The sequence below is a fragment of the Paenibacillus dauci genome, from assembly GCF_000971985.1.
Lineage (GTDB): Bacteria > Bacillota > Bacilli > Paenibacillales > Paenibacillaceae > Saccharibacillus > Saccharibacillus dauci.
Genome location: NZ_LAQQ01000001.1, coordinates 1,474,709 through 1,488,955, shown reverse-complemented (window position 1 = coordinate 1,488,955; position 14,247 = coordinate 1,474,709). Strand labels below are relative to the sequence as shown.

Here is a 14,247-nt window from a genome sequence, read left to right as displayed (position 1 = left end):
GGATCATTCCGGTGGCCTCCGGTTAAGAATGGATATTTTTGAATCGCCGCTGCGCGGTAAATATCCATTCTTAAATGTCAGCCTTTGGAATGATTCCTTTACCACCGAGAGGGTGGAGGAGGCTGATTCTTTCCATGCCGGTGATAATGGGTTTGGCTTTTTGGATTAGAGTCTGGGTGACTTCCAGTTGAAGGGATGCCTGGTGGGCTTGTTCGCTGCTCCATACTTCATAGACGTACACACAGTTCGGTTCGTTTTCGGTGATGTTGACCGTGTAGATTTCGCATTCTTGCAGATCGTTCATGGATTCTGCAGCGTCGAGCAGGATATGGACCATGGTATCGCGCTGATTTTCCTGTACGGTAAACTTGCCAAATAATCCGAATCGGCTCATAAGAATCCTCTTTTCGTAAAGTAATAGGTGGTATTTAGCGAAAATAGTTGGGCTGGATAACATAGAACAGGATGTCTAAATTGTTTTATTATATGGTCGCATCTCATCGGAGTCGATTTGCAGAAATCGAATTGCTTGAATGTTAAATCAATTCGATGTGTGGCAGCCTAGTTCATAGTAGTTGTTATTGTTGAACTCAAAGCTTTTGATCACATCGAGGCCAAGCTTCTGGGTGTGTGCAGCGTAGGATCTTGGATTGATATGATTGATAAAAGTAATCAGGATCGGGTATCTTTGGCTCATTTGTGTTTTAGAGAATTCAAAAACCTTTTTAAGTACTTCTGTACCCCGGTATTCAGTATCGATACAGATCGGTCCATATTGATAGCTGTTTTCGGTAGATAGCACCGTTCCTTTGTACTCGGTGCGCTGTAGATCACCGATCATATGTTGGAAAAGAGGCCATTTGGACCAGTATTCCCAAGAAGCTGCCATGACGTAAGCAACGACTTTATTCTGATCACAGGCGATAGTGATACCATTTTCTTTTTCAATCAATTCCTGAAATTGCTCATCTGTAAAGAGCGTGGTAACAAAGCCATGTGGTTTGTCTTCTTCGCTGATGGTAGTGACATGGTATTTTTGTTGTAATTCTGCGATAGCAGGGATATCCTCGATAGTAGCATTTCTATAAATCATGATTGTCCTCCTGTGTGGGATGAAATGGAATTTCTCGATCTGAGCTTATGCTCCAGTTACAATTCCTATGTAGAGTACGTATGGAATTGTTTTGAGTATAGCTTTTAAAAAACGATCTTTCAACTGCTGGGTAGCTTTCTTGTGGTCATAAACAAATAGCCGTTCAATGCACAATGATAGGTAGTTGCTGATGAACTCTATGTACTTAGTACATGGGGTTGAAAAGAAAGCTTGTATGACTATTTCCAGTATGCATAGACAAGGTACGATACATTAAGGAATCAATCTGGGTAGACCAGCAGATACCTCAAGAAAGTATATTAAGGAAATGATGTAGTAAAGTCGGCAGAGAAAATAAAATACGAAGGAGCTTATCATCATGATAAGCTCCTTCGTATTTTTTTATGGATCATAGTAATCATATAAAAGAATACGGATATCTTTTACACTGAATATTGTCTTTTATGATCAACACGAGCTTCTATCATCAACATGATCTCATGCGATAAATATTATCTTTTATGATAATCGTGACCTGTTGCGCTGAATATCCTTCTTTGCGATCAACGTGATCTCTTATAATAATTATTACCTCTCATAATAATCATTATCTCATAGAACCAATATTATCTTTTCGATAAACACCATCTCGGGCATAGTGAAGATGCCCTTACAATAACGCATCCTGAAATCTTCTGGAATTAACTGCAAGCGCAGTTGAGTACCGGCTTGCGTGCTGCAGTTGCTTCATCCAGACGTTTGACCACTGTCGTGTATGGTGCATTAATTACCAATTCCGGTGTTTCTTTAGCTTCATTTGCAATCTGGATCATCGTGTCGATAAAAGCATCCAGTGTTTCTTTGCTTTCCGTCTCGGTCGGCTCAATCATAATACATTCTTCCACATTAAGCGGGAAGTAGACGGTAGGCGGATGGTAGCCAAAGTCGAGTAGTCGTTTGGCAACATCGAGAGTACGTACGCCATACTGCTTCAATCCTTTACCGGACATCACGAATTCGTGTTTGCATACATTGTCATATGGCATGATGTAATGATCTTTAAGACGATGCATCATATAGTTGGCGTTCAGTACAGCACATTCGGATACCCGGCGCAGACCTTCCGGACCGTAGGTACGGATATACGTGTACGCACGCACCAGGATACCAAAGTTGCCATAGTAGGCTTTAACTCGTCCGATTGAATCCGGTGAACCGGAGCGTAGTGTGTAGCTTCCATCTTCTTTTTTCTCAACGACCGGCTCCGGCAGGAATGGCAGCAGTTTGTTTTTCACACCAACAGGGCCAGCACCTGGACCACCACCGCCATGCGGGGTACTCATGGTCTTGTGCAGATTGAGATGGACAACGTCGAAGCCCATATCGCCTGGACGGGTAATTCCCATGATCGCGTTGGAGTTGGCTCCATCATAATAGAGCAGACCGCCAGCTTCATGCACAACTTGAGCAATCTTGGTAATCTGTTCTTCGAACAGTCCTAGTGTATTCGGGTTGGTCAGCATCAGCGCTGCTGTATCCGGTCCAACGGCTGCACGCAGAGCTTCCAGATCGACCAGACCTTTTTCATTCGAAGGAATAGTAATGGTCTGGAATCCGGCTACAGTGGCACTTGCCGGGTTCGTACCGTGCGAAGAATCAGGCACGATGACTTTGGTTCGATGTTCACCGCGTTTTTCGTGATAGGCACGAATCATCATCAGACCGGTCCATTCACCATGTGCTCCGGCTGCAGGTTGCAGGGTTACAGCATCCATGCCGGTCAGAGCCGCCAGATCGTTTTGCAGGGTATGCAGCATCTCCAGTGCACCCTGAATACTGGTCTCCGGCTGATACGGATGAATTTTGGCGAATCCGGCATAACGGGCTACATCTTCATTGATTTTGGGGTTATATTTCATCGTACAGGAACCAAGCGGGTAGAATCCATTATCCACACCAAAGTTCAGGCGGGACAGCTCGGTATAGTGACGGATGACATCGACTTCGTATACTTCCGGCAGGGCAGCAGATTCACTACGCAGCATCTCCTGAGGAATTACCGAACTGGTCTCTACGCGAGGAACATCACATTCTGGCAGAGAGTAGCCGACCCGTCCAGGCTGGCTGAGTTCGAAGATCAGTGCTTTTTCCTTGATTACTGCACCAATCAATTCATTGGATGCTGTAGCTGTAGACGGAGTATCTGTATTGGTTGTCGTTACCGTTTCGTTTATCATAGGGATGCCTCCAGTTGGGTAGCCAATTGATCAATCTCGGATTTGGTACGCTTTTCCGTTACGGCAAACAGCATGTGACCGGATAATTCCGGATAGGATAGACCCAGATCATATCCACCGATAACGCCCTGCTCCAGCAGCTTCAGATTCAGCTCGGCAGCAGAGGTGCCTTCCGGCAGAGTAATCACGAATTCATTGAAGAATGGGGACTGGAATGTCAGCTTCAGACCAGCTACAGAAGACAGTTTCTGTGCAGCATAGTGGGCTTTTTGAATATTCAGATCTGCGACGTCGATCATGCCTTGTTTGCCCATAATCGACATATAGACCGAGGCAGACAATGCAAGCAGCGCCTGGTTGGAACAAATATTGGAAGTCGCTTTGTCACGGCGGATATGCTGTTCACGGGTCTGCAGTGTCAATACAAAGCCGCGCTTGCCATCACGGTCTTTCGTCTGGCCGACGATTCGTCCAGGCATACGGCGCATCTGTGCTTGCGATACAGCGAAGAATCCACAGGTAGGGCCACCGAGAGACATGGAGATACCAAGCGGTTGTGCATCACCGACTACGATATCGGCTCCGAGCTTGCCCGGTGCTTCCAGCAGTCCGAGTGAAATTGGATTGGTACTGACAACGAGTAGAGCGCCTTTCTCATGAGCCAGATCCGCAGCAGCGCGAATACCTTCAATACCACCAAAGAAGTTCGGGGATTGTACCAGTACAGCTGCTGTCTGATCGTCCAGTACTTCGGCGAGTGCGCTGATATCCGTTACTCCGTCACCATAGGCAACTTCAACTACTTCCAGATTCAGACCGCGTGCATAGCTGCGTACAACAGCGCGTGCTTCCGGATGAATTGTGGAGAAAGCGACAATCTTGGTCCGGCCGGTTGCGGAAGCTGCCAGTGAAGCGGCTTCTGCCAGAGCAGTTGCTCCATCGTACATACTCGCATTGGCTACAGCCATTCCGGTCAGTTCACAGATATAGGACTGGAATTCAAAAATCGCCTGTAGCTCGCCCTGGCTGATCTCCGGTTGGTATGGAGTATATGCGGTGTAGAATTCGGAGCGGGAAATTACATGGTTGATGACCGATGGGACATGATGATCATAAATGCCTGCTCCAAGGAAGCTCGTATAACGATCGGTATCGGCATTACGCCCAGCCAGTTGTCCCATATGACGGGTGAGTGCATACTCGTCCAGCATCTCCGACATAGGCAGCGTACCCTGATAACGGACAGCTGCAGGAATATCTTTGAACAGATCCTCGATGGATGACGCGCCGACAACAGCCAGCATATCGGCTTCATTTTGCGGCGTCATCGGAATATAGCGATGCAATTTCATTGTATATACTCCTTTCGGCAGATCAGGCTGCCGGATAATGGGGGAAGATGTTCAGTGTGAAGAATACTTAAGCGAACAATCAGACAGTTACCGGCTTTCTCTTATAAAAAGGAGCCTTGACCACTTCGGCTTTGAGCATTTTGCCGCGAATCTCTACCTCGATGACAGTGCCGATAACAGCATGTTCGGCTTCAATCAAAGCCAGTCCCAGATTGCGTTTGAGAGTAGGAGACTGTGTACCGGTAGTGACTTCGCCAATCTGGCGACCTTCCAGGAATACGGGATAATGGGAGCGGGGAATACCACGATCGATCATCTCCACGCCAACCAGCTTGCGGGGAGCACCCTGTTCCTTTTGCTTCAGCAGCACATCGCGACCGATAAATTCACCTTTATCCAGTTTTACAAAGAAACCAAGACCAGCTTCCAGTGGTGTAATATCTGCAGACAGCTCCTGGCCATACAGCGGCAGCTTGGCTTCAAAGCGCAGTGTATCCCTTGCTCCTAGTCCGCATGGCACGAGTCCATCCGGTTCACCTGCTGTCAGCAGTCCGGTCCAGATCTGACCTGCCTGATCGGCAGGAGTATAGATCTCATAGCCGTCTTCACCGGTGTAGCCGGTACGGGACAGGATTACTTTGGCACCAAAGAGCTCCGCATCCGCAATAAAGGAAAAACCGGGAATATTGCTGTACGCTTCACTGCCAGCTGCTTTGGCCAGAATACTGGCGGCCAGCGGACCCTGCAGAGCGATCAGCGCAGTCTGCTCGGAAATGTTCTTCAGGGTTACACTTTCCGGTAAATGCTTCTCCAGCCATTCGATGTCTTTGTCGATATTGGAGGCATTGATAACGAGCATATAATGTTCTTCGCCCAATCGGTACACGAGTAAATCATCCACGACTCCACCAGTCGGATAGCACATTAGTGTGTACTGAGCCTGACCGTCCTGCAACCGTGATACATCATTGGTAAGCATATTTTGCAGATAAGCTAGTGATCCGTTGCCGCTGATCATAACCTCACCCATATGGGAAACATCGAATAGTCCTGCTTGTTCGCGAACGGCTTCATGCTCTTTTTGGATACCTGTAAACTGGACAGGCAGGTCCCAACCGCCAAAATCAATGCAGCGTGGAGAACCGGATGCAGCATATAACGGATATAGCGGTGTACGCTTGAGTTCTGTAGTCATGAATGATTCACCTCATGGTTTATTTGATAAAAACAAAAAACAGAGAGGATCAGGAAATAAACAGGCATCGCCCGCATTTTCCTTTTCCTCCCTGTCCTTGGTACCTGAGAGTTACCTTATTCATCCGATGCGTAATGATCATACAGCATAATCCATTGTGGTATGCTATACTCCTCATAAAAGCACAGAGCCGATATAAGTTTCCCCTTTGGTGATCCGCTCAGGTATGATTATGATAGCTGTTCATAACCGTCGGATTCTCTCCAGAGCCGCGTCCAGTACAGGTCCTTTTGCCTGAGAGATTCACCTTGACGGCTTACTCCTTCGGCGCTGCCCTGGTGCTGGTGGCAGTCTCTCCCTGTACGTTCATCCGCTCACATATGATGTTATGTATTTCCGAACATTCAGTAATAAAATTGTTAAAAATGTATGTATATTATATTAATACTTGATTCATAGAGGGATGTCAAGACTCTTGACAGCGTAATCTTCCTTACTATACGCTTGTGGCATCATAACCAAATCATGACATGAATCGGAGGAATAGGACAATGAGTGAGATCAAAGACCAATTGTTGTACAGTGAAGAGCACGAATGGGTAGAACGTATTAACGAAGACACCGTACGTATCGGCATTACCGACTTTGCCCAGCACCAACTGGGAGATATCGTGTTTGTAGAACTGCCAAAAGCAGGACGCGAAGTAGCTGCTGATGAAGAAGTAGGAACAGTTGAATCTGTCAAAACGGCATCGGAGTTGTTCTGTCCGCTGGCCGGTACGGTCGTTACGTTCAATACGGATCTGGAAACCGAGCCTGAACTGGTTAACTCCGACCCTTATGGACGCGGATGGATGATCGAATTGAAAGTTACCGGTGATCTGGAAAGTGCGTTATCCAAACTGATGGATGCCAAAGCCTACGCCGAGCACGCTCAGGATTAATCGGTCGGCCAACAGATGGTGATAGCATGTTTATTTCTTGTATAGTTGGCTGTAGATGAGTCACTGCAGGTACAGGATTAACAGTCAACCATACATATAACCTTTACAGAACCAATACTTATCCGAAAATGGATATCATATCTGTTTCCTGGATAAATCGTATTTCAACTGCGAACACATTACGTACAAGCACATTACGCAAAAAGAGATCCAGCAGCTTGCATACTGTAACTGGGATAGCATACAGCTATCCTGGAGTAGCCAAGCTTGTCTGCTGTCTGCCGCTCATCAAGCAGGCCATCTTTTTGGTGTAATGTGCTTTTTGGTGTAATGTGCTTTTTGCTGTACAGATCGTTATCTAGGATGCAGTCTAGGACAGGATGCATGTAATTAGGAGTGGCTAGCAAGGATATCCGGTACGTCCTACTGCATAGCATATGCGTGAAAAAGTCTCCTGACGTTTATTTAAAAGAATAAACCCAACAGGAGGAATACGATGAACGCAAAGCGGATATTCATTACAGGCGCCAATTCCGGCATGGGTCTGGCAGCAACTATCGAACTGGCCCGGCGTGGACATGAAGTAATTATGGGCTGTCGCAATGAAGAACGCGGCCAACAAGCGCTACAGCAGGCGCGTCAGGAGAGCGGATCGGACAATATTACGTTGATGAAATGCGATCTGGGATCACTTGCGACCATCCGTCATTTTGCAGAAGAGTATAACAAGCGTTACGATTATCTGGATGTACTGCTTAATAATGCCGGAGTCGTTAACCTCAAACGTAAAGAGACATCCGACGGCTTTGAAATGAGTATCGGAGTGAATCATCTGGGACATTTCCTGCTGACCCATCTGATGTTGGACAGCCTGAAGCAAGCCAAAGCAGGACGTATTGTGGTCGTCAGCTCGGGAGCTTACAAATTGGGCAAAATTCACTGGGAAGACCCCAATCTTCACAGTGGCTATAATGTTATCAAAGCCTATGCGCAGTCCAAATTAGCCAATATTTATTTTACCCGCATACTGGCCCAGCGGCTGGAAGGAACCTCGGTAACAGTTAACAGTCTGCATCCTGGGGCAGTAGCTACCAGTATCGGAGTAGACCGGGAGACCGGTTTTGGCAAACGAATCCTCGCTTCAGTCGCCCATATGCCGTTTTTCCAAACGCCGGAGCAGGGAGCGGAGACAGCGATTTTCCTCGCAGATGATGCGTCGGTAGAGGGCAAATCGGGTGCTTATTATTACCGTAAACAGCTGCATCCCCTGCGCTCCAAAGCGGAAGATCAGCAGGAAGCCGAGCGGCTGTGGACATGGAGCGAACAGCAGGTGGGTCTGTAAAAAACTGCAGCTGAATCTATACCCTATGTATACTCTGACATTTACCATATATCGACTTGGTGAATACCGGGGAAATCAGATCATAATCACCCCATCCATAGTAAGAGTTAAAATGTGATTCTTCTGGAACCTGTGGTAGACTGAATAAGAATGTTGTTGCGGCATCAGGGACTGATGCTAATTTTCAGAGAAAAGAAGGTACGAAAAAATGAATAATAATTATCCGCCTAATCCGAATGACCATGAACGTGAACGTCCGCCCTATGGTGCACCCCAGCCACCGGGCCCACGTCCTCCGCTGGTCGGTCTCGGTGGCTGGTTGGTCGTGTTCCAGATCTATATGTATTGGAGCCTGTTTATAGCACTGGTATCGATTCCTACCTACATAGCGGTGTTGTTCCTGGCAGCCAACGAAGATGCGCTTCCGGAGGAAGTACGCTCTGTGCTGTCCATGTATGGAGATAATCTGCAGTCGCTGTCGGTGTATGAGCTGATTGTAGCGATAATCCAGTTTGTGCTGCTGGTATTGATGATGGTACTGCTGTATACACACAAAAAGTCATTCCCGCGACTGGCCAGAATGTATCTGATTCTTAGTCTGGCTTTTGCTGTTATCGCCTTTTTCGTGGTGCCGCCTACATCGGGCATGGTAGCTTCGATGATCTGGGGAGCCGTATTAACACTGGCATGGAATATGTACTTTACACGTTCGGTACGTGTCAAAAACACATTTATTCGTTAAATTCTGCTCCCGGGCGAGGGAATAGACGAATCAGCATTCAGGTGGTATCGTAGATAAAAATAAATTGCGGGAGTGATACCCTTGAACAATGCTGTTTCCTATGAAATCAAAATTGCCCGGCAGGAGGATCTGCAGCCAATCGTAGAGATCTACAATGCTTCCATTCCAGCGCGTCTGGCAACAGCCGATACCGAACCGGTCACGGTGGAGAGCCGTCATGCCTGGTTTGACGAGCATGTACCGGAACGCCGCCCGCTCTGGGTACTGTGGCAGGAAGGACAGATTGCCGGATGGGCGAGTCTGCAGACTTTTTATGGACGTCCTGCTTATAATGGAACTGTAGAATTGAGCGTTTATGTGCATAATGATTTTCAGGGAAAAGGTATTGGCAGCAAGCTGGTCAGCTATGCGATCGAGCAGGCTCCGGCGCTGCATATACATACACTGCTTGGATTCGTATTTTCCCATAATGATCCGAGTCTCAGTTTGCTGCGCAAATTTGGTTTCGAGGATTGGGGTCATCTGCCGCGTGTAGCCATTCTCGATGGAGTGGAGCGCCATCTGGCTATTCTGGGCAAGCGTCTGGATGCTTGACGGTACAGTTCGAGTATAAATAGGTAAAACAGCAAAACCGCCTGTTCCTCTTGGGGACAGGCGGTTTTGTATGTAACTGTATTCCTATAACAAGTTCGTTCTCATACGAAAAATGTTGTGAGGCTGGTGCAGAACGATACTTTTACAAGCTGCAACTGCACGTCAGATGTGGACTTTTTCAATCTGATTGTATAGTTGTTGACCTTCATGCTGCTGCTTGCCGCGAATAATGTCTTTTAAAAGTAGTACATAGTCATCCAGATTGAGCAGTCCAGCGAGTAGTATCAGGGGAGTGAATAACATCCATTTGCCTATGCGAATCAGAGTACGCATCCTAACAGCTCCTTTCCAAAGAGAATAGTTGTTATACGATAATACGTACCTAAGGTTTCAATGCTGGATATGCGACCAGTTGCTCAAACCGAAAGTTAGGTTTACTATATAATAGATAGTGATAGCTGCTGAAGCAGCTTCGTATGTATAGAAAAAGAGCATATAGATATCTTCATAGCCTGATCTCGATATCTGTTCCATCTTAATCTTCATGCTCTATATAAACAAATAGTTGTCACAACAAATAAATTCCAAATATTGTAAATTAGATAATAACAATCATATTATCTTTCTCATCTGCTCCAGAATGGGATTGTCGATTACGAAAGGAAGTCTATATCCATGATTATACTGAAATCAGCCAAAGAAATTGAAGAAATGAAAACAGCGAGCCAGATCGTAGCTGACTGTCATCGTCATCTGGCACAGATGATTGCACCAGGCATTACCACAATGGAGATCAATGATTTTGTGAAAAAGCATATCAAAAAATTGGGTGGTCAGCAGTTCACAAATGGATACAACGGATTTCAATACGAGACCTGTGCCTCGGTCAATGATGTCATTGCTCACGGATTTCCAAGTCGTCAGCCTTTGCAGGAAGGCGATGTACTCAAAATTGATATTGTCGCCGAATATGGCGGTTGGCTGGGCGATTCTGCCTGGTGTTACGCTGTTGGTCAGGTATCCCCGGCTGCCGAGCAGCTGATGCGGGTGACCAGGGAATGTCTGTATATGGGCATCGAACAGGCTGTGTCTGGCAACCGTCTGGGAGATGTGACCTCTGTCATTCAGCAGCATGCCGAGAGTCATGGTTACGGCGTGGTACGCGATCTGCTGGGACACGGCATCGGACGAAATCTTCATGAGCAGCCAAGCTTTGCTCACATCGGGCAAGCCGGCAAAGGACCGCGCCTCAAAGAGGGGATGGTATTTACCATTGAGCCAATGATCAATGAGGGAACGTATCGCATGACTGTCGATCAGGACGGATGGACTGCACGAACAGCCGACGGTACACTGTCTGCCCAGTACGAGCACACCATTGCGATTACGGCCGATGGCCCTATTATTCTCACAGAGCAATAACAAACGGAGAAGCAGCTGTGGAATAATTCCGCAGCTGCTTCTTATATTCCCGAAGGAAACTCAAAATTGTAATTTTTTATTCAAATGAGGTAATTTGCGGTAATAATAATTCAAATCATAAGCATATACCTGTATAGAATTATAAAACCCAAAAACGACTATATCCTTCTATGCTAACGATTGCACTGGATAGATATTCCTTCTTTCCCATATCCAATCGAAAAGATATAGGACTAAAGTTTTACAAAACCTTCAAAAATTCGACAAAATTTCCGATGAATAAAATAGATGAATAACTTCGCCGTATGGGTTAATAAACCGATAGAGAAAGAAATAGATTCTTCAATCGTGAATAAATACAGAATACAAAAGTCTATGTAAATGGTGGTGAATAATATGCTGGATAAAATGAATCACTCGCTGACCCGTAATATGGATATTGCGACTGACTACTTTTATGATATAGATGATTTGGGCATTCAATACACGCCGCAGCACAGCATTTTCAAGGTGTGGACACCGGATGCAATGCGTGTGGATCTGGTCTTGTATAATGAGCCTGGGGAGTATGACTATGAAGGTCTGGTTCATGATCACACCGGTGGTCTGGAGATCCCGATGGAATCGGAAGAAGGCGGCGTATGGGTACTGCATCATGATGGCGATCTGGCCGGCAAATATTATATGTACCGGGCAGAATTCCGAGATGGCAGTGTAGAATATGCTGTGGATCCTTATGCCCGTGCAGTCTCGCCGAATGGACAGCGTACTGCTATTGTAGATCTGCGCAAGACGGATCCGGAGGGTTGGGAAAATGATATTCGTCCGCCGATGGCAAGCCTGACGGATGCAGTCATTTATGAATTACATGTACGGGATTTCTCGGTGGATTCCGAAGCGCCGATCCAGCACAAAGGTAAATTTCTTGCTTTTACCGAAACCGGACTATGTGATGAGTATGGCAATAGTATCGGGATAGACCATCTGCGTGAGCTGGGTATTACGCATGTGCATTTGCTTCCAATTGCGGACTTCCAGACAGTCAATGAACTGACTGTGGATGATCCGAATTCCGAACAGGTCAAATACAACTGGGGCTATGACCCGCAGCATTACAATGTACCGGAAGGTGCTTATTCAACCGATCCATGGGATCCGACATCGCGTATCCGTGAATTCAAAAAAGTAGTACAGGCACTGCATGGCGAAGGTATGCGTGTTGTACTGGATGTAGTGTATAATCATACTTTTTCGGTCGACGATGGTCCGTTTGACCGTCTGATTCCGGGCTATTTCTATCGTACCGATGAGCGCGGACAACTGACCAATGGCTCTGGCGTGGGCAATGAGATTGCCACCGAGCGTCCGATGGTACGCAAGTATATCAAGGATTCTCTTCGTTACTGGGCAACGGAATATCATCTGGATGGATTCCGTTTTGACCTGATGGGACTGATCGACACCGAGACAGTTACCCAGCTGACTCAGGAGCTGCGCCGGGATATCGATCCATGTATCCTGATCTATGGCGAGCCGTGGACAGGTGGCTGGTCGCCGCTGCCGCAGCAAACGCTCAAAGGTGCCCAGCGCGGCAAGGGGTTCGCTTTATTTAATGATAACTTCCGCAGTGCAATCAAGGGTGGAAGCGATGATGACACTCGTGGTTTTGCTACTGGTGAATTTGGCAAGGAAGGTGATCTGGTCAAAGGCATCTACGGCTCTATTGGTGACTTTACCGATCATCCAAGCGAGAGTATCAACTATGTAACTGCCCATGACAATCTGAATTTGTGGGATAAAATTGTACGTGTAAGCGGAGCGGAGAAAGAGCTGTCATTCCTGCATATGGACAACGGCAGACTGCCTGATGGACGCGATGTAACAGCAGCCGTACAAGAAGCGGATCCTTATAAATATATTGATCCCGAGCATGTACTGGATCAAGAGTGGGTACGCCGTTCTATTCTGGCCAATGGTATCGTATTGACCAGCCAGGGGATTCCTTTTATCCACGCAGGCGATGAGCTGCTACGCAGCAAATATGGTGATCATAACAGCTACCGAAGCCCTGACGCGATCAATGCGATCCGCTGGAGCAACAAGCAGCGTTTCCGCCAGGTATTTGATTATTATCAGGGACTGATCCAGCTGCGGATGAGCCATCCGGCATTCCGTATGATCGACCGCAAGGAAGTGGAAAAGAATCTTCGTGTGCTGCGCAGTGACCAGCAAGTTGTGGCCTTCCAGCTGGGAGAGTATGCGCATGGTGATATATGGCGCCATATTATCGTGATCTATAATTCGGCTACTACCGAACAATCGGTGACTTTGCCGCAATTCAGCCGCCAATGGCAGGTTGTCGTCAATGATCGTGCAGCAGGTGTACATCCACTTGCCTCGGTGCTGGGTGGAGAAGTACTGGTGGCGCCATTATCAATGATGGTGCTGTTCGATGAAGAAGATCAGTACAAGCCTATTCCGGCGAGTCTGGAATGGGAATATACACCAAGCATTATGGAACCCGGTGAAAAGCTGCATCTGAGAGTAGTACCTCGCGATCAGCGGGGACGGATCTACACGGCGGAGCGCGTGCGCTATCAGTCCTCCAATGACAAGGTCGTCTCGGTTCGCTCTGACGGACAAATGAAAGCACTGAGCGAAGGTTCCAGTACAATCTGTGTATCCTGTGGAAATGTAGAAAGCTGCCTGCTGCTGCATGTAGAAACATTGGTGCCGCATATGGTGAATCTGCAAGGAGAACATCAGGTATACATTGGTAAAAGAATGCGCCTTAAAGCAGATGTTCTTGATCAGTACGGACGTCCGATTGCGCGTCCCAAGCTGACCTGGAATTCCAGCGACAAGCGTGTCGCCCGCGTCAACAAAGATGGTGTAGTCCGCGGTATTCACCCGGGCAAGACCAAAATTACCGTTACTTCGGGCAAAGCAACAGCCCAATGGTTTGTAGAAGTTATGCCTTATGTACCTCGCAGTATTGAAGTCGAATACGAACGTCCGAATCAGGATTACCGCGGCTGGAATCTATGGGTATGGGGATCGGTACTCGGTCACCGTCAGGTGGATTTTGAACGTGTAGAGAATGGTCGTGCGATTGCAAATATTCTGATTGCTCCTGATGAGACCAATATCGGATTTATTATCCGGCTAAAGGAATGGCAGGCCAAAGATATTGATACCGATCGCTATATTTTTGTTGATACCAAACAGGATACGATGAAAGTGGTTATCAAGAGCGGCGATCCTGAGTTTGATATTGAACCAACCGGCTGATTAGAACAGAGCCGCCCTGAATAGGGCGGCTTTTT

Annotated in this window: 12 protein-coding genes and 1 riboswitch; of the genes, 6 read left to right on the top strand and 6 right to left on the bottom strand. The window is 46.9% G+C overall.

Annotated features, from left to right (window positions below):
- Nucleotides 1–70: 70 nt before the first annotated feature.
- The 5 genes from WH46_RS13940 to gcvT all read right to left on the bottom strand — a co-directional run bounded on the left by WH46_RS13940 (nucleotide 71) and on the right by gcvT (nucleotide 5,877).
- Entirely contained in the window at nucleotides 71–394 is a 324-nt protein-coding gene (locus tag WH46_RS13940) for a putative quinol monooxygenase (protein WP_046227094.1), read from the bottom strand.
- Nucleotides 395–541: 147 nt separating this feature from the next.
- Nucleotides 542–1,093 carry a GNAT family N-acetyltransferase gene (locus WH46_RS13935; protein ID WP_046227093.1) on the bottom strand — a complete coding sequence of 184 codons (552 nt, stop codon included), beginning with the start codon at nucleotides 1,091–1,093 and terminating at the stop codon, nucleotides 542–544.
- Between the two features lie 701 nt (nucleotides 1,094–1,794).
- Nucleotides 1,795–3,330 (bottom strand): aminomethyl-transferring glycine dehydrogenase subunit GcvPB, encoded by a 1,536-nt coding sequence (gcvPB, locus tag WH46_RS13930; RefSeq protein WP_231584337.1) that lies wholly within the window; start codon nucleotides 3,328–3,330, stop codon nucleotides 1,795–1,797.
- Nucleotides 3,327–4,682 carry an aminomethyl-transferring glycine dehydrogenase subunit GcvPA gene (gene gcvPA, locus WH46_RS13925; protein WP_046227092.1) on the bottom strand — a complete coding sequence of 452 codons (1,356 nt, stop codon included), beginning with the start codon at nucleotides 4,680–4,682 and terminating at the stop codon, nucleotides 3,327–3,329. Before gcvPA ends, gcvPB begins: the two co-directional genes overlap by 4 nt.
- A 79-nt stretch (nucleotides 4,683–4,761) precedes the next feature.
- Entirely contained in the window at nucleotides 4,762–5,877 is a 1,116-nt protein-coding gene (gcvT, locus tag WH46_RS13920; RefSeq protein ID WP_046227091.1) for a glycine cleavage system aminomethyltransferase GcvT, read from the bottom strand.
- A 272-nt stretch (nucleotides 5,878–6,149) separates the two neighbouring features.
- A riboswitch (glycine riboswitch) is annotated at nucleotides 6,150–6,247 on the bottom strand.
- Between the two features lie 181 nt (nucleotides 6,248–6,428).
- Here gcvT and gcvH point away from each other — a divergent pair.
- The 4 genes from gcvH to WH46_RS13895 all read left to right on the top strand — a co-directional run bounded on the left by gcvH (nucleotide 6,429) and on the right by WH46_RS13895 (nucleotide 9,499).
- Complete coding sequence (gene gcvH / locus WH46_RS13915) at nucleotides 6,429–6,821, top strand: glycine cleavage system protein GcvH (protein ID WP_046227090.1); 393 nt, start codon at nucleotides 6,429–6,431, stop codon at nucleotides 6,819–6,821.
- Between the two features lie 496 nt (nucleotides 6,822–7,317).
- Nucleotides 7,318–8,163, top strand: coding sequence for an SDR family oxidoreductase (locus WH46_RS13905; protein ID WP_046227088.1), 846 nt, complete (start codon nucleotides 7,318–7,320; stop codon nucleotides 8,161–8,163).
- 208 nt (nucleotides 8,164–8,371) lie between these two features.
- Nucleotides 8,372–8,905 (top strand): DUF2569 family protein, encoded by a 534-nt coding sequence (locus WH46_RS13900; protein WP_046227087.1) that lies wholly within the window; start codon nucleotides 8,372–8,374, stop codon nucleotides 8,903–8,905.
- 81 nt (nucleotides 8,906–8,986) lie between these two features.
- The gene (locus tag WH46_RS13895) at nucleotides 8,987–9,499 is read left to right on the top strand and encodes a GNAT family N-acetyltransferase (RefSeq protein ID WP_046227086.1); all 513 of its coding nucleotides are present in this window, start codon (nucleotides 8,987–8,989) and stop codon (nucleotides 9,497–9,499) included.
- 162 nt (nucleotides 9,500–9,661) lie between these two features.
- Here WH46_RS13895 and WH46_RS24085 read toward each other — a convergent pair whose 3' ends face one another.
- Nucleotides 9,662–9,832, bottom strand: coding sequence for a hypothetical protein (locus tag WH46_RS24085; RefSeq protein WP_156172265.1), 171 nt, complete (start codon nucleotides 9,830–9,832; stop codon nucleotides 9,662–9,664).
- Between the two features lie 342 nt (nucleotides 9,833–10,174).
- Between WH46_RS24085 and map the strand changes: the two genes are divergently transcribed.
- Together map and pulA are read left to right on the top strand one after the other, a co-directional pair.
- The gene (map, locus tag WH46_RS13890; RefSeq protein WP_046227085.1) at nucleotides 10,175–10,921 is read left to right on the top strand and encodes a type I methionyl aminopeptidase; all 747 of its coding nucleotides are present in this window, start codon (nucleotides 10,175–10,177) and stop codon (nucleotides 10,919–10,921) included.
- 396 nt (nucleotides 10,922–11,317) lie between these two features.
- Nucleotides 11,318–14,212 (top strand): type I pullulanase, encoded by a 2,895-nt coding sequence (gene pulA / locus WH46_RS13885; RefSeq protein ID WP_046227084.1) that lies wholly within the window; start codon nucleotides 11,318–11,320, stop codon nucleotides 14,210–14,212.
- Nucleotides 14,213–14,247 lie beyond the last annotated feature (35 nt).